Source organism: Burkholderia sp. CpTa8-5 (assembly GCF_017815045.1).
Lineage (GTDB): Bacteria > Pseudomonadota > Gammaproteobacteria > Burkholderiales > Burkholderiaceae > Burkholderia > Burkholderia sola.
Genome location: NZ_JAGIQD010000012.1, coordinates 123,192 through 138,198, shown reverse-complemented (window position 1 = coordinate 138,198; position 15,007 = coordinate 123,192). Strand labels below are relative to the sequence as shown.

Below are 15,007 nucleotides of genomic sequence, written 5' to 3'. Positions count from 1 at the left end.
TCGGCAAGTGGGGCGACGGTCATTTCCTCGGGCGGCAGGGGCCGATTGATGTGCGACGCTTCGCGCGAATGTGCTCGTGCCGAATCGGGAGAAGTGGCATTCGGGTAGTCGAGTGCATATGAGCTGGGATCACCGTAGCGCCGACATTCCGGTTGATCGATTGACGAAACGTCGTTCGACCGATATCGATTGATCGGGATTTCGAATTCGTATGATGGATTTCCTTGTGCCGGTCGTGCATTTTGGTGCGATGAGATTTGCGCTGATAGCGACGAGAGGGAATCCGGATGAATGATGGCCAGCAATGGTTACTCGAGTCTTCGCTGGCTGTTGTCGGCCGATTGATGGCTAGTGGCGGCCGGTATGCGGCTGGCAGGCCGACCGTCGTCGGATGTGCGGAGCCCCGGTACTTTCGCAGATGAGCGTTGCTCGGGCGCGATGAGCCGAGGTGGCGCCGCATGATCCGCTATTACCTCGCCAAGGGCGATCGGGGCGGCAGCGCGACGATCACCGAGGGACTGGAATACGTCACGTGTTCCAATCCGCCGCCGCGTGTGCAGATCGCCACGCTCTACATGAAAACCTACTGCACGGCTTGCGAGCAGGTTGGGTTTGTCGCGCCGAAAGGTCCGCGCTTGCCTGGCAGGGCACCGAATGGTCAGGGATGGGCGTTGAGTGGGGATATCAATGCATGCGGGTGCAATCCGCCGCCGGTGTTCTATGCCGAGCGGGGCATGAGGATGATCCTGACTTCGCATGAGGCGACTGAGCTTCTGGAGAATAGACACACTCCAACGCCCGAGGACGAAGCGCCGGTTGCGACGGCGAGAGCGGATATCACGCTCGATTACGACGAACAGGTACGTGTCGGCATCGGCACGACGTTGCCGCAAAGCTATCCCTATTTGATCGAAATGACCGACGGACGCACGTATGCGGGGCGTGTCGGTACGAATGGCCAACTGCCACGCATCGGTACCGAGCCCGCTGTTCGATGGTTACTGGGCGCGTGCAGGCGAGTCGGAATTGAATGCGAGCGGCGGTCACATTGATCTTTGGAATGGCTCTCGAATGACGATGAATGGTTTCTGGGGTGCGGCGTCGACGATAGGGCGATATATCGGGATGGTGTCGTTTCGGCAAGGAGCGAATGTCTTCCCAAGTCTCAGCTATTCCGATCTCGGGAAATCGAATTCAGTCTTGTTTTGGGAGATCAAGTGAAGCGGTTTGCGATTGCGCTTTTGGGGGTGCTTGGTGGTTTGCTGTTAACTTGGTTTTACCTCTACGTTTACAGCCATATCAATTGGCCGAAACTTGCAGGCACACCGGCTCGCGGTTGTTACGAGATCGACAAGTGCCCGACCTCATGGTGGCAGGGAGTATTGTTTCTGGCGTACTTGCTGGGGCCTGCCTTGTTTTTCTGCGTCGTCAATGTACTGGCGTATAGACGCTGGTCATGCAAGAGATGGAGTACCACGCTCAGCATTGGAACCATACTCGCGGGCCTGTTCTACCTTGAGCCCTATGTTTCCCGGCTGCTTAAGTGGCGTACCGGATGAACAGACGATCCTTCACCGGTCGAACGGTTGGTGCGCCACTGCCGTCGCGCAGGCCGATTCCGGTTGCGGGGATCGATACCAATGCGCGGTGCGAGGATGACGCATGCGAAGCAATCACCGTTCGGCCGGGTCACGCCCACGCGCCCCCCGGCCGAACGGCCGTCACGGCGCAACCACCGGGTGCTTCAGCGCATGCGCGGTCTCGATCCACTGCGCGTGGAATTCGTCCGCATCGGGCCGAAGCCCGAGTTCGCCGTTGCGATAGGCCATCGCGAGCGTCTGCACGGCTTCCGGCAGCTCGTGCTCGGCGGCCCGGCGATACAGCGCGAGCGCGCGCGCGTCGTTGCGCGGCACGCCGCTGCCGTCGCGGTACGCGTTCGCGAGCATGAAGTCGGCGGCCGGGATGTCCGCGCGCGACGCGATGTCGAACCAGTGCGCGGCTTGCACCGGGTCGGCCGCGATGCCGTAGCCGCTGCGGTAGATCAGCCCGAGGTAATACGCGGCGGCCGGGTCGCCGTCCGAGGCCGCTGCACCGAGCAGCGCGCGGGCGCGCGCATAGTCTTTCGCCAGGTCGCCACTGCCCAGCAGCAACGCCTTGCCGAGCGCGAGCTGCGCGCGCCGCGCAGCCGGCGCGTCGGCCTTGTCGGCCTTGTCCGCCGCCGCGGCCGTTTCCAGCCAGCCGCGCCCCTCGTCGCGCAGCCCCGGTTCATGCGCATCGACGAGCGCGATGCCGAGCGCCGCCTGCGCGGCGCCCGAGCCGCGGCGCGCGAGCGTGCGCAACTGCGCCAGCGCATGCGGCTCGGTCGCCTGTGTGACCATCGCCTGCCATTCGTCGAGCTGCGCGGCGCTCGGCGCGGGGCCGGCGCCGCGCAGGCCGGTCGCCGCGACGACGGCCGCGACGGTCACGGCCGCCGTCGCGAGCAGCGCGGCGGGCGGGAGTTTCGCGCGCAGCACGCGCCGCGCGGCGGCGGTGAAGCCGGTTTCGGCGGGCCGCATCGTCCGGATCGGTTGCATCGTGTGTCTCATTGCGTGAGGTCGATCTCGTAGGTCGCGAGGTTCTTGCCCGAGCCGTCGTCGGCCGCGACCTGCGTGATGCCGGTCAGGCCGGCCGCCGCCGCATCGCCGAGGCGGTTCGGCGCGGACGCGAACCGCACGTGCGCGACCGAACTCGCGAGCTTCGTGAAGCGCCAGCTGCGCTGCGCGCCGTCGGCCGCGCGCGTGATCGCGCCGCGCTTCTTGATGAACGCGATCAGCACGTCGCGGTTCGCGTCGGGCGACGCGAAGATCGTCTTGCTGCCGTCGAGGCCCGGGAAATTGCCGCCGCCGCTCGCGCGGTAGTTGTTGGTCGCGACGATGAACTGCGCGTTCGGGTCGATCGGCGCGCCCTTGTACGTCAGGTTCCGGATCCGGCTGCCGACCGGCTGCGTGACGTCGATTTCATACGCGAGATCGGCCGACGTGAACATGTCGAAGTTGTAGCCGGGGAAGGTGCTGACGAGCGGCTGCACGGTGGCCTTGGTCGGGTCGATCGTGTTGAAGCGCTTCGCGGCCGTCTCGAGCCAGTTCTTCACGTCGGCGCCGCTCACCTTCACCGCGTACACGGTGTTCGGATACAGGTACAGGTCGGCCGCGTTGTTGATCGCGAGCGCGCCCGGCGCGACGTCGGTGTAGTCGGTGCCGCCGCCGAAGCCGCTCTTGAACGGCGCGCTGACCGACAGCACCGGCAGCGACGCGTACTGCGGCAGGTTCGCCTGCACGTAGGTCTTCACGTAGTCGGCCTGCGCCTCGTTGACGATCTGGATCGCGCCCGGATCGCCGACGTCCGCGAAGTACGAGTTCATCCGGTAGTCGGTCGAGCCGATCGGCGTCTTCACGTAGTCGATCGTCGCCTGGTGCTCGGCCGCGATCGCGGCGGAGACCGACGGGTCGGCCGCGACGTAGCTCTTGTCGGCGTTCTGGATCGGCCGCGCCTCGACGGTCGTTAGCGACTTGTCGACGATCCACGTCTTGCCGTCGAACTTAAGGCCAAGCTTGATCACGCCGAGGTGCTTGCCCCAGTAGTTGGCCATCACGGTCGGCACGCCGTTGACGGTGCCCTTGACCTTGTCGACGCCCGGCAGGTTGAACTGCGCGACGGTGCTGTTCGCGTCCGGAAACACCTGGTGCGAGTGGCCGATCAGCATCGCGTCGATGCCGGACACCTTCGACAGCCACCAGCTGCCGTTTTCCATCGTCGGCGAGTACGCGGAATTGTCGAGGCCGCCGTGCGAGATTGCGACGACGAGATCGGCGCCCTTCGCGCGCATCTCCGGAATGTACTTCTCGGCCGCTTCCTTCAGCCCGGTCGTATAGACCTTGCCGTCGAGCCAGCGCTTGTCCCAGTTCATGATCGCGGGCGGCGTGAAGCCGATGATGCCGATCTTCACGGGCGCGCTGACCGTCTTGCCGTCCGGCGTCGTGGCCGTCACCGTGCGCGTCAGGATCGTGTACGGCGTGAACAGCGGCGCATTGGTCTTCGCGCTGATCACGTTCGCGAGCACCTGCGGGAAGTTCGGGCCCGCGCACTTCTTCTGCTGGGCGGGCGCGGGCAGGCCGTCGACCTCGAACGTGTTGCCGGTCACCTGCGACAGGTACGGCAGCCCGTAGTTGAACTCGTGGTTGCCGATCCCGCCGCCGTCGAATCTCGCGGCGTTCATCACCTTGTAGATCGCGAGCGTCTGGTCGCAGCCGACCGGCTTAACCAGCGCCTGGTAGTCCGACAGCGCGGTGCCCTGGATCGTGTCGCCGTTGTCGAGCAGCAGCGTGTTCGGGTACTGCTTGCGCGCCTGCGCGATCAGCGTCGACACGCGCTCGAAGCCGAGCGAATTGTCGGCGGCGAGCTTGAAATAGTCGTACGACAGCACGTTGGTGTGCAGGTCGGTCGTCTCGAGCAGCGCGAGCGTGGCCGTCGTGCCGACGGGCGCCTGGGCCTCGGGCTGCGACGGCGGCGTGGCGGTGACGTCGTCGCCGCCGCAGCCGGCGAGGACGAAGGCGAGGCTGGTGAGCGCGGCGGCGGCCGGCACGTGGCGGCGGGAAAGCGGGGGGAGACGCATCGGTTGTCCTGTTCGGTGTTCTGTTTTATGAAACGCGGGGTACGCACGAATGGCGGCGCGGCGCGCCGACGGCCTGAGGTGCGGCGCGTGAGAGTATCGAAAGGAAACGTGACGGAACAATGAAAGGTCGCGACGCCGGCCGCTGGCCGAGGCCCGCGGCGGCTTCGGGCCGGTCCCGGCCGGCATGCCCGGCCCGGCGCCGCGGCCGGGCATGCCGGCCGTAATCCTCACGTCGCGGCGCCGGGCGGTTCGCTACAATGGCCGCTGTCATCCTTTTGCAAACAACCCGCCCTTGGACTTCGAGACTCCTCCCGGCCTGTCGGTCGACGCCGGCGGCCAGGGCCAGACGGTGCGCCTGACCGGCCAGTGGACCGCGCTGTCGCTCGCGCGCAACCGCGGCGCCGTGGCGCGCCGCATCGCGACCCTCGCCAGCGGGCGCGTGAGCGAATGGGATCTGTCCGGCATCGAGCGGCTCGACCACGTCGGCGGCCAGGCGCTGTGGCGCGTGTGGGGCCGCAAGCTGCCGGCCGGCGTCGCGCTGAGCGCCACGCAGCGCACGATCTTCGAGCGCATCGAACGGCTCGACAGCCAGCGCGAGGCGCCCGAGCGCATCGTGCGGTTCGATCCCGTCACGCGGCTCGGCCTGGCGATCTTCGCGTTCGGCGAACACCTGCAGGGCGGCATCGCGATGTTCGGCCGCGTGATCCTCGACGCGCTGTCGGTGCTGCGCCGCCCGCGGACGATGCCGTGGAAGGAGACCTCGGCGAACATCTACAGCGCCGGCGCGCAGGCGCTGCCGATCACCGCGCTCGTCGCGTTCCTGATCGGCATCGTGCTCAGCTACCTGTCCGCGCAGCAGTTGCAGATGTTCGGCGCGAACCGCTATATCGTGAACATTCTCGGGCTGTCGGTGATCCGCGAGCTCGGTCCCGTGCTGTCGGCGATCCTCGTCGCGGGCCGCTCGGGCTCGGCGATCACCGCGCAGATCGGCGTGATGCGCGTGACCGAGGAGCTCGACGCGATGCGCGTGATGGGCATCCCGCACGGGCTGCGGCTGATCCTGCCGCGCGTGCTCGCGCTCGGCGTCGCGATGCCGCTGCTCGTGATGTGGACCAACATCATCGCGCTGACGGGCGGCGCGCTCGCCGCGAAGCTGGTGCTCGGCATCGACATCAACTATTTCGTGCGCTCGCTGCCGGGCGTCGTGCCGATCGCGAACCTGTACATCGGCGTCGGCAAGGGCGTCGTGTTCGGCATGCTGATCGCACTGGTCGCGTGCCATTTCGGCTTCCGGATCAAGGCGAACTCGCAGAGCCTCGGCGAAGGCACGACCACGTCGGTCGTGTCGTCGATCACGGTCGTGATCCTCGCCGACGCGGTGTTCGCGATCCTGTTCCAGAACGTGGGGCTCGGATGAACGCATCGAACGAAACGACCGCGCATGCCGCGGCGATCGGCGCCGGGCCGGACGCGGCCGCCGACGCCGGCGACCTCGTGATCGAGGTGCGCAACCTGACCAAGCGCTACGGGCGCAACGTCGTTCACCAGAAGCTCGACTTCGACGTGCGGCGCGGCGAGATCGTGTCGATCGTCGGCGGGTCGGGCTCCGGCAAGACGACGCTCGTGCGCCAGATCCTCGGCCTCGAGCGGCCGACGTCGGGCACGATCAAGGTGTTCGGCGAGGATACGGCGACGATCGACGACGCGACCGCGCGGATGATGCGCACGCGTTCGGGGATGCTGTTCCAGCAGGGCGCGCTGTTCTCGTCGATGACGGTGTTCGACAACGTCGCGCAGCCGCTGCGCGAGCTCGGCCGCGTGCCGCCGGACCTGCTGCACGACATCGTGATGCTGAAGCTCGAGATGGTCGGGCTGCCGTGCAAGCACGCGTCGAAGATGCCGGCCGCGCTGTCGGGCGGGATGGTGAAGCGGGTCGGCATCGCGCGCGCGATCGCGCTGGAGCCCGAGCTGCTGTTCCTCGACGAGCCGACGGCCGGCCTCGATCCGCAGGCGTCCGACGAATTCGTCGAGCTGATCGCGACGCTGCACCGCACGCTCGGGCTGACCGTCGTGATGGTGACGCACGACCTCGACACGATGGTCGCGCTGTCGACGCGCGTCGCGGTGCTGGCCGATCGCAAGGTGCTGGTCGCCGCGCCCGTCGAGGAGGCCGCGAACGTCGACCATCCATTCATCCACGAATATTTCCTGGGGCTGCGCGGGCGCCGCGCATTGCAGGCGCTGCCGCCCGAGCGGCGCGCGAAGCTGCCGAAGGCGGCCCTCGAACCGGCGCTGTCGAGCGTCGAGCTGTAGAAGCAAGGAACCCGCGAATGGAAAACAAATCACATGCGTTCTGGGCCGGCCTGTTCACGATCGCGCTGACGCTCGCGATCGCGGGCACCGTGTTCTGGTTCAACGTCGACCGCACCGTGCGCGTGCCGTACGACCTGCTCGCGCGCACCAACGTGACCGGGCTGTTCCCGGACGCGGCCGTGCGCTTTCGCGGCCTCGACGTCGGCAAGGTGCAGTCGATCGGCTTCGATCGCACGCATCCGGGCCAGATCCGGATCCGCATTCTCGTCGATCACGACGCGCCGATCACGCAGTCGACCTACGGCAGCCTCGGCTTCCAGGGCGTGACCGGCATCGCGTTCGTGCAGCTCGAGGATACGGGGCGCGATCTGTCGCCGCTGCCGTCGTCGCCGAAGGCGATCGCGCAGATCCCGATGCGGCCGAGCCTGTTCGACCAGATCCAGGAGCGCGGCGACGTGCTGCTGCGGCAGCTCGAACTGGCCGCGAAGAGCGCGAACGCGCTGATGTCGCCGGAGATGCGCGAGCAGTTGCGCGCGACCGCCGAAAGCCTGCAGCACGCGGCCGACGGCGCCGCGACGCTGACCAGGCAGCTCGGCCCGGCAGTCACCGCGCTGCCGGAGACGATGCACGAGGTGAACCGCGCGATGGCGTCGGCGAACACGCTGCTGCAGCCGAACGGGCCGCTCGTGTCGAACCTGAACAAGGCCGGCACGGCCGCCGAGCAGGTCGGCGTCGCGCTGAACGGCCTCAACGCGCGCGTGCAGTACGACACGTTGCCGCGCTTCAATGCGCTGGCCGACAGCGTTGGCGACGCGTCGCGGCAATTGAAGGACGTCGCCGGTGAACTTGGCCGCAACCCGCGCAGTCTGTTGTTCGGCTCGCCCGGCGCGGCCCCGGGGCCCGGCGAGGCGGGCTTCGTCTGGCCGGGTGCGACGGCCGGGAAGTGACGCCCATCGAAAACCGGAAACCTCATGCAGGAATACGCCATGCCACGAATCCTTGACCGCGCGCTGCGCCCGGCCGCGGCCGCGCTGGCCGTGCTGACGCTCGCACTGGCGGCCGGCTGCGCCGGCAACGACGCGGTGCTGTCGAACATCCGCTACGACCTCGGGCCCGCGTCGTCGGTGACGACCACCGGTTCGGGCCCCGCGCTGAAGGTGCTCGACGTCGCCGCGCCGGACGCGCTCGATTCCGACAAGTTCGCGTACCGCCTGGCGTATGCCGATGCGCAGCACGTGGCCGTCTATCGCGACAGCCGCTGGACCGCGCCGCCCGCGCAACTGCTCACGCAGCGGCTGCGCGGCGCGCTGTCGTCGCGCGGGACGGTGCTCGAAGGCGCCGACGGCGTGCGCGCGCCGACGCTCAAGGTCGACCTGAGCGAATTCGAACAGGTTTTCGACGGGCAGTCGCAAAGCCACGGCGCGGTGACCGCGCGCGCGACGCTGATGCAGGACGGCAAGGTGCTCGGCCAGCGCACGTTCGTCGCGCGCGCGCCGTCGAGCACGCCCGACGCGGCCGGCGGCGCGCGTGCGCTCGCGGCGGCCAGCGACGAACTCGTGTCGCAGATCGCCGCGTGGGTCGGCGTGCAGGCGTACGCGGGCACGCCGTGACGGCCGGCGTGCAGCCGCGATTGCATTCGCGATTGCCTCCGCGATGAACGTGCCGGGCACGCATCGCGCGTCACCGCTCGCGCGGCAGGCGTTTGCCGCTTACGCGGCGCTGATCGTCTATGCGTCGCTGTATCCGTTCGAAGGCTGGGTGGCGCTCGGCATCGGCCCGTTCGATTACCTGTTCGCGCCGATGCAGCGCTACGTGACGACGTTCGACGTGGCCACGAACGTGCTCGGCTATCTGCCGTTCGGCGCGCTCGGCGTGCTCGCGCTGCACCCGCGCTGGCGCGGCGTGGCCGCGACGCTGATCGCGGGCGGGCTCGGCGTGCTGCTGTCGGGCGCGATGGAAGCGCTGCAGACCTACCTGCCGACGCGCGTCGCGTCGAATCTCGACCTTGGCGCCAACGCGCTCGGCGCGCTGCTGGGCGCGGCGCTCGCCGCGCCGGCCACCGGCGCGCTGCTCGACCGCGGCGCGCTGCGCCGGCTGCGCTTCGCGTGGCTGGAGGCCGACGGTTCGACGCCGCTGCTGCTCGCCGCGCTGTGGCCGTTCGCGATCGTGTTTCCGTCGCCGTTCCTGTTCGGCATCGGCGACTGGCCGGCCGCGCTGTGGGAGCGCGCCGACGCGTCGATGCAGGACGCGCTGCTCGCGTGGCTGCCGGCCGCGTGGCGCGTCAGCGAATGGCCCGAGCGGGTCGACGGCTGGCTGTCCGATTCCGCGTGGGAAGCCGTGCTCGGCGGGCTGATGCTGTTCGCCGCGCTGGCGATCGCGTCGCTCGCGATGCGCCCGCGCGCGCCGCGCATCCGGCTGCTGATCGCGCTGGTGGTCGCCACGCTGGTGCTGAAGGCGGCCGCAACGTTCATGCAGTCGGCCACCGGCCTCGTCGTCGTGTGGGCGACGCCCGGCGCGCGGCTCGGCATCGAGCTCGGCTTCGCGGCGGCGCTCGTCGCGTTGCGCGTGCCGGCGACGTGGCGCGCGATGCTCGCGGCGCTCGCGCTGCTGGCCGGCGTCGCGCTCGTGAACCTGCTGCCGGTCAACCCGTTCTTCGACTTCACGCTATCGGGGTGGCGGCAGGGCCGCTACGTGCACTTCAACAGCCTCGCGCGCTGGCTCGCGTGGATCTGGCCCTACGCGGCGCTGATCTGGCTCGGCCAGCGCGTCGAGCACGCGTGGCTACCGGCCGCGCTGCGCCGCTGACGCGGCAGCCCGGGCCGCGCGGCGGCGGCCGTGCCGCGGGCAGCCGCGTGCGCCGCTCGCTATAATCGTCGGCATCCTCCGTTGCCGCCCCGCGCAACGGCAATTCATCGCCCTTCTTTGCGCACGGCCTCGTGCCGGGCCGCTCGTCACCATCATGGATTCCTACTACCAGCACCACGTCTTCTTCTGCCTGAACCAGCGCGATCCGGGCGCCGAGCGCCCGAGCTGCGCGCAATGCAATGCGCAGACCATGCAGGAATACGCGAAAAAGCGCGTGAAGGAACTCGGTCTCGCGGGGCCCGGCAAGGTGCGCATCAACAAGGCCGGCTGCCTCGACCGCTGCGAGGAAGGGCCGGTGATGGTCGTGTATCCGGAAGGCACGTGGTACACGTACGTCGACCAGGCCGACATCGACGAGATCGTCGAGTCGCACCTGCGCGACGGCAACGTCGTCGACCGCCTGAAGATCTGAGCGGGCCGCCCGAATGAACGTTCATACGCAGAAATCGCTGATCGCGGGCCCGATCGGCCAGATCGAAATCGCGGTCGACCTGCCCGACGCCGTGCGCGAAAGCGGCGCCGCGCCGCGCGGCATCGCGCTCGTCGCGCACCCGCATCCGCTGTTCGGCGGCACGATGGACAACAAGGTCGCGCAGACGCTCGCGCGCACGCTCGTGCAACTGAACTATGTCGTCTACCGGTCGAACTTCCGTGGCGTCGGCGCGACCGAAGGCGTGCACGACAACGGCGCGGGCGAGGCCGACGATCTTCTCGCGGTGCTCGCGCACATGCGCGCGCAGCCCGCGTATGCGGACCTGCCGCTCGTGCTCGCGGGCTTCTCGTTCGGCACCTTCGTGCTGTCGCACGTCGCGAAGCGCCTGCGCGACGCGGGCGAGACGATCGAGCGGATGGTGTTCGTCGGCACGGCCGCGAGCCGCTGGCAGGTGGCCGACGTGCCCGAGAACACGCTCGTGATCCACGGCGAAACCGACGACACGGTGCCGATCGCGTCGGTGTACGACTGGGCGCGGCCGCAGGAGCTGCCGGTCGTCGTGATCCCCGGCGCCGAGCATTTCCTCCATCGCAAGCTGCACGTGCTGAAGCGCATCATCGTCGACGCGTGGCGCTAGCCTGCATGCGGGCGTCGGCGCAAGCGCCCGCGTCCGTACCGCGCACCGGCGCCCGTCCGGACGATGCGCGACCCTTCCCGAAACTTCACGCGACATCGCGCCGCGCCCCGCCTGCTGCATGGCGCCGCAACCCGGCTTGCACGCCGCCTGCGCACGCCTTTCGCGCGGCTTCGAGCACGCGTGCCCGCCGCATTCCCGTGCGATGCTCGCGCAACGGGGTTGCGGACGTCCGCTGCCCGGTTCGCGAAAACGCCGTTCGCGGCCACGTATAATGGCCGCTTTCGCGTTGCCCGCGGCCCGGCTGGGCCCATGCGGCGCTCGTTTCGCCGCCTGTCCGCCCGCTCGCGACGGCCGCGAACCGAACGCGCCCGCACGAGTCCAACCGGCGCGTTTCGCGTCGCCCGACGGTGTCGGGCGAGCGCCCGACACGCCCGCCGCCTTGCCGTTCAACCCTGCGCGTTTCGCACCGCACTTTCTGCCATCAGCCTGAATCGATCATGCGTCTGTCTTCCCAAGGCCTCAAGTCCCTCGCTTCCTCCATCGCCTTCAGCACCGCCGCGCGCAACGTCGCGCTCGGCGTGATGCTGCCCGTCGCGCTCGCATCGACGATCGTCGTCGCCGAGGCGAAGCCGGCCGCCAAGGCCAAGGCCGCGCATGCGGCGCCGGCCGCCGAGCAGTTCACCGGTGCGCCCGCGACCTACATGCCGGGCGCGGTGCCGCCGCCGGGCGTGAACGCGCGCTCGTGGGTGCTCGTCGACGCGACGAGCAACACGGTGCTCGCATCGGGCAATGCGGACGAACGCGTCGAGCCGGCGTCGCTGACGAAGCTGATGACGGCCTACCTCGTGTTCGAGGCGCTCGACAAGAAGAAGATCTCGATGGAGCAGATCGTCACGCCGAGCGAAGCCGTGCGCCGCGTCGGCCGCGACGAGTCGCGCATGTTCATCGAGGCGAACAAGCCGGTGTCCGTGCACGACCTCGTGTACGGGATGATCATCCAGTCGGGCAATGACGCCGCGATCGCGCTGGCCGAACTCGTCGGCGGCAGCGAAGGGCAGTTCGTCACGCTGATGAACGACGAGGCCGCGCGCCTCGGCATGAAGGGCACGCATTTCGCCGACGTGAACGGCATGCCCGACCCGAACCACTACACGACGGCCGGCGATCTCGCGAAGCTGTCGGCTCACCTGATCCGCGATTTTCCGCAGTACTACGGCATCTTCTCGGAGAAGGAATTCAAGTACAACAACATCCGCCAGGGCAACCGCAACCGTCTGTTGTGGCTCGACCCGACGGTCGACGGCCTGAAGACGGGCCACACGCAGGCGGCCGGTTACTGCCTGATCGCATCGGCGAAGCGCGCGATCCCGGGCGTCGACGGCCAGCGCCGCCTCGTGTCGGTGATGATGGGCGAGCAGAAGGAAAGCGACCGTACGCAGGACAGCATGAAGATGCTGAACTACGGCTACAGCGCGTTCGATTCGGTGCGCCTGTTCAAGGGCGGCCAGGCGATCTCGACGCCGCGCGTCTACAAGGGCAAGGACAACACCGTGCAGGTCGGCGTGAAGGGCGACCAGTGGGCGACCGTGCCGCGCGGCCTCGGCGACAAGGTCAAGACCGAGGTCGACGTCAACGCGCCGCTGATCGCGCCGCTCGCGGCAGGCCAGCAGGTCGGCACCGTGAAGATCGTCGCCGACGGCAAGACGCTGTCCGAATTCCCGGTCGTCGCGCTGCAGGCGGTGCCGGAAGCGGGTATCTTCGGACGTATCTGGGACTCGATCCTGCTGATGTTCAGCAAGAAGAAGTAAGCACGACGGGCCTTTGTTTTCACGACTTCATCCCCATCTGTCAAAGCTATGAGCCAAGCCGAATTCGAACCGATCGTCTACCTCAGCGTCTCGGCGCAGGAGGAACTGGTGCCGCTGTCCGAAGCCCGTGTGCCGGTGCTCGACCGCGGGTTCATCTTCGGCGACGGCGTGTATGAAGTCGTCCCCGTCTATGCGCACGACGGCGCGCACGTGCCGTTCCGGATCGAACAGCATCTGGACCGGCTCGCGCGCAGCCTGAAGAAGATCGGCATCGACAACCCGCACGATGCGGCGGGCTGGCGCGCGCTGATCGAGCGGGTGGTCGCGGCGAACGCCGAAGGCCTCGCCGACGGCAACGCGCTCGTCTACTTGCAGGTGACGCGCGGCGTCGCGAAGCGCGGCCATGCGTTCCCGGCGAACGCGGTGCCGACGGTGTTCGCGATGACGAGCCCGCTGCGGCTGCCGTCCGAAGCGGAGCGCGCGAAGGGCGTGCGCTGCGTGACGGCCGAGGATCGCCGCTGGCTGCATTGCGACATCAAGTCGATCTCGCTGCTCGGCAACGTGTTGATGGCGCAGCATGCGGCCGAACGCGATGCGTTCGAGACGATCCAGCTGCGCGACGACAACGTGACCGAAGGCTCGTCGTCGAACGTGTGGATCGTGAAGAACGGCGAGCTGTTCGCGCCGCCGCGCAGCAACAAGATCCTCGAAGGGATCCGCTACGCGCTGGTCGAGCAACTGGCCGAAGAATGCGGGATCCGGTTCGTCGCGCGCGAGATCAGCGAGGTCGAGCTGCGCTCGGCCGACGAGATCATGCTGACGTCGGCCACCAAGGAAATCCTGCCTGTGACGTCGCTCGACGATCTGCCCGTGCAGGGCGGCAAGCCGGGCCCCGTGTTCGCGGCGCTGTATGACGCGTACCAGCGTGCGAAGGCACGCGAGTTTGAACAGTTTGACCTAACCCGGAGAAAATGATGAGCGAACCGACCAAAACCATCGAGGTCACCGGCGCGATCGAGACCCGGAAGGAGTCGCTGCTGGAGTTTCCGTGCGATTTCCCGATCAAGATCATGGGCAAGGCGCACCCCGAGTTCAAGGACACGATCTTCAAGGTCGTGGCCGTTCACGACAACGAGATCGACGTCGAGAAAATCGAGGAGCGCGCGTCGAGCGGCGGCAATTACACGGGCCTCACGATCACCGTGCGCGCGACGAGCCAGGAACAGCTCGACAACATCTACCGTGCGCTGACCGGCCATCCGATGGTCAAGGTCGTGCTTTAAGCGCCCGTTCCGGCGTCCGGGGTCAGCGCAAACGGCCGCTGATCCCTTTCCATCCTCCCTCCAGCGCGCACTCGGCGGGGCATTTTCCCGCCGCGCGCCGCGCGTCCAGCTCGTCGCACAGCCGCTTGTATTCGGCCACTTCCTCGAACAGCCAGGTCCTGAACGCCTGCACGCGCGGCGTGTTCAAGAGCGGCGGCGGACACACGAAAAAATAGTGCCACGGGCTCGGCCCGTCGATGTCGAACAGGCGCACGATGCGCCCGTCGAGCAGGTCGTGCACCGCGAGCGAGCGGCGCACCAGCGCGATGCCCTGGCCTTCGATCGCGGCCAGCAGCAGGTTCGACGAATCCTGGTACAGGATCCCCCGCTTGGGCTCGGTCAGCGTATCGAGCCCGGCCGCGTCGAACCACGGCCGCCACAGCTCGTCGTCCGAGCGCAGCAGCGGGTAGTGCACGAGATCGGCGGGCGTCTGCGGCAGCTTGCCGCCGTTCAGCGTCGGCGCGCACGCCGGAAAGAACACCTCCTCGAACAGCGGCTCCACGTGCAGCCCCGGATAGCTGCCGAAGCCGAAGCGGATCGCCAGATCGACGTCGTCGCGCGCGAAATCGGTGAGCGAGTTGGTCGACTGCAGCTCGACGTCGATTTCCGGGTGCCGCTCGATGAACGTGCCGATGCGCGGCGTGATGAAGCGCGCGGCGAACGACGACAGCATCGACACCACCAGCCGCCGGTCGCGGTCGCTCGCGCGCACGTCGCGCGTCGCGTCGGCGATCACCATCAGCGCGGTGCGGATCTGCTGCGCGTAGCGCATGCCGGCGTCGGTCAGGCACAGCCGCTTGCCGTTGCGCGTGAACAGCTGCACGCCGAGCTCTTCCTCGAGCGCGCGCACCTGGTGGCTGACCGCGCCGTGCGTGACGAACAGCTCGTCGGCGGCGCGCGAGAAGTTCTCGTGGCGGGCGGCGGCTTCGAACGCGCGAATCGCGTTCAGCGCCGGCAGCTGGCGGAGGTCCATTTGCT

At 68.2% G+C, this 15,007-nt stretch carries 14 protein-coding genes; 11 read left to right on the top strand and 3 right to left on the bottom strand.

Annotated features, from left to right (window positions below):
- Positions 1-458: 458 nt before the first annotated feature.
- Entirely contained in the window at positions 459-1,052 is a 594-nt protein-coding gene (locus J8I35_RS19840) for a hypothetical protein (RefSeq protein WP_245170341.1), read from the top strand.
- A 669-nt stretch (positions 1,053-1,721) separates the two neighbouring features.
- Here J8I35_RS19840 and J8I35_RS19835 read toward each other — a convergent pair.
- Together J8I35_RS19835 and J8I35_RS19830 are read right to left on the bottom strand one after the other, a co-directional pair.
- Positions 1,722-2,573, bottom strand: a complete 852-nt coding sequence (locus tag J8I35_RS19835; protein ID WP_209926676.1) for a tetratricopeptide repeat protein — start codon at positions 2,571-2,573, stop codon at positions 1,722-1,724.
- 8 nt (positions 2,574-2,581) lie between these two features.
- Entirely contained in the window at positions 2,582-4,651 is a 2,070-nt protein-coding gene (locus tag J8I35_RS19830; protein ID WP_209926675.1) for a bifunctional 2',3'-cyclic-nucleotide 2'-phosphodiesterase/3'-nucleotidase, read from the bottom strand.
- A 184-nt stretch (positions 4,652-4,835) separates the two neighbouring features.
- Between J8I35_RS19830 and J8I35_RS19825 the strand changes: the two genes are divergently transcribed.
- The 10 genes from J8I35_RS19825 to J8I35_RS19780 all read left to right on the top strand — a co-directional run bounded on the left by J8I35_RS19825 (position 4,836) and on the right by J8I35_RS19780 (position 13,990).
- On the top strand, positions 4,836-6,068 hold the full coding sequence (locus J8I35_RS19825) for an ABC transporter permease (protein ID WP_235356330.1): 1,233 nt from the start codon (positions 4,836-4,838) through the stop codon (positions 6,066-6,068).
- Positions 6,065-6,964 (top strand): ABC transporter ATP-binding protein, encoded by a 900-nt coding sequence (locus J8I35_RS19820; protein WP_124556173.1) that lies wholly within the window; start codon positions 6,065-6,067, stop codon positions 6,962-6,964. The genes J8I35_RS19825 and J8I35_RS19820 overlap by 4 nt, the downstream gene beginning before the upstream one ends.
- Before the next feature lie 17 nt (positions 6,965-6,981).
- Positions 6,982-7,911, top strand: coding sequence for an MlaD family protein (locus J8I35_RS19815; protein WP_050018159.1), 930 nt, complete (start codon positions 6,982-6,984; stop codon positions 7,909-7,911).
- A gap of 39 nt (positions 7,912-7,950) precedes the next feature.
- Complete coding sequence (locus tag J8I35_RS19810; protein WP_023478104.1) at positions 7,951-8,574, top strand: ABC-type transport auxiliary lipoprotein family protein; 624 nt, start codon at positions 7,951-7,953, stop codon at positions 8,572-8,574.
- A 43-nt stretch (positions 8,575-8,617) separates the two neighbouring features.
- On the top strand, positions 8,618-9,769 hold the full coding sequence (locus J8I35_RS19805; protein WP_124593440.1) for a VanZ family protein: 1,152 nt from the start codon (positions 8,618-8,620) through the stop codon (positions 9,767-9,769).
- 154 nt (positions 9,770-9,923) lie between these two features.
- Complete coding sequence (locus J8I35_RS19800; protein ID WP_050018157.1) at positions 9,924-10,241, top strand: ferredoxin; 318 nt, start codon at positions 9,924-9,926, stop codon at positions 10,239-10,241.
- A 13-nt stretch (positions 10,242-10,254) separates the two neighbouring features.
- Positions 10,255-10,899 (top strand): alpha/beta hydrolase, encoded by a 645-nt coding sequence (locus J8I35_RS19795; RefSeq protein ID WP_124593439.1) that lies wholly within the window; start codon positions 10,255-10,257, stop codon positions 10,897-10,899.
- A gap of 497 nt (positions 10,900-11,396) precedes the next feature.
- Positions 11,397-12,707, top strand: a complete 1,311-nt coding sequence (locus tag J8I35_RS19790; protein ID WP_124593438.1) for a D-alanyl-D-alanine carboxypeptidase family protein — start codon at positions 11,397-11,399, stop codon at positions 12,705-12,707.
- 48 nt (positions 12,708-12,755) lie between these two features.
- Positions 12,756-13,682 (top strand): D-amino acid aminotransferase, encoded by a 927-nt coding sequence (locus J8I35_RS19785; RefSeq protein WP_050018154.1) that lies wholly within the window; start codon positions 12,756-12,758, stop codon positions 13,680-13,682.
- Positions 13,682-13,990 (top strand): YbeD family protein, encoded by a 309-nt coding sequence (locus J8I35_RS19780; protein ID WP_204493675.1) that lies wholly within the window; start codon positions 13,682-13,684, stop codon positions 13,988-13,990. The genes J8I35_RS19785 and J8I35_RS19780 overlap by 1 nt, the downstream gene beginning before the upstream one ends.
- A 22-nt stretch (positions 13,991-14,012) precedes the next feature.
- Here the strand turns inward: J8I35_RS19780 and J8I35_RS19775 are convergent, their stop codons facing one another.
- The gene (locus J8I35_RS19775; RefSeq protein WP_006485238.1) at positions 14,013-15,002 is read right to left on the bottom strand and encodes a transcriptional regulator GcvA; all 990 of its coding nucleotides are present in this window, start codon (positions 15,000-15,002) and stop codon (positions 14,013-14,015) included.
- Positions 15,003-15,007 lie beyond the last annotated feature (5 nt).

What these genes read in the sequence shown, in the direction of transcription:
- J8I35_RS19825 (WP_235356330.1), top strand. Translation starts at nt 4,836, where the DNA reads ATGCCCGGCCCGGCGCCGCGGCCGGGCATGCCGGCCGTAATCCTCACG.
- J8I35_RS19810 (WP_023478104.1), top strand. Translation starts at nt 7,951, where the DNA reads ATGCCACGAATCCTTGACCGCGCGCTGCGCCCGGCCGCGGCCGCGCTG.
- J8I35_RS19830 (WP_209926675.1), bottom strand. Translation starts at nt 4,651, where the DNA reads ATGCGTCTCCCCCCGCTTTCCCGCCGCCACGTGCCGGCCGCCGCCGCG.
- J8I35_RS19840 (WP_245170341.1), top strand. Translation starts at nt 459, where the DNA reads ATGATCCGCTATTACCTCGCCAAGGGCGATCGGGGCGGCAGCGCGACG.
- J8I35_RS19775 (WP_006485238.1), bottom strand. Translation starts at nt 15,002, where the DNA reads ATGGACCTCCGCCAGCTGCCGGCGCTGAACGCGATTCGCGCGTTCGAA.
- J8I35_RS19790 (WP_124593438.1), top strand. Translation starts at nt 11,397, where the DNA reads ATGCGTCTGTCTTCCCAAGGCCTCAAGTCCCTCGCTTCCTCCATCGCC.
- J8I35_RS19800 (WP_050018157.1), top strand. Translation starts at nt 9,924, where the DNA reads ATGGATTCCTACTACCAGCACCACGTCTTCTTCTGCCTGAACCAGCGC.
- J8I35_RS19815 (WP_050018159.1), top strand. Translation starts at nt 6,982, where the DNA reads ATGGAAAACAAATCACATGCGTTCTGGGCCGGCCTGTTCACGATCGCG.
- J8I35_RS19835 (WP_209926676.1), bottom strand. Translation starts at nt 2,573, where the DNA reads ATGCAACCGATCCGGACGATGCGGCCCGCCGAAACCGGCTTCACCGCC.
- J8I35_RS19795 (WP_124593439.1), top strand. Translation starts at nt 10,255, where the DNA reads ATGAACGTTCATACGCAGAAATCGCTGATCGCGGGCCCGATCGGCCAG.
- J8I35_RS19785 (WP_050018154.1), top strand. Translation starts at nt 12,756, where the DNA reads ATGAGCCAAGCCGAATTCGAACCGATCGTCTACCTCAGCGTCTCGGCG.
- J8I35_RS19780 (WP_204493675.1), top strand. Translation starts at nt 13,682, where the DNA reads ATGAGCGAACCGACCAAAACCATCGAGGTCACCGGCGCGATCGAGACC.
- J8I35_RS19805 (WP_124593440.1), top strand. Translation starts at nt 8,618, where the DNA reads ATGAACGTGCCGGGCACGCATCGCGCGTCACCGCTCGCGCGGCAGGCG.
- J8I35_RS19820 (WP_124556173.1), top strand. Translation starts at nt 6,065, where the DNA reads ATGAACGCATCGAACGAAACGACCGCGCATGCCGCGGCGATCGGCGCC.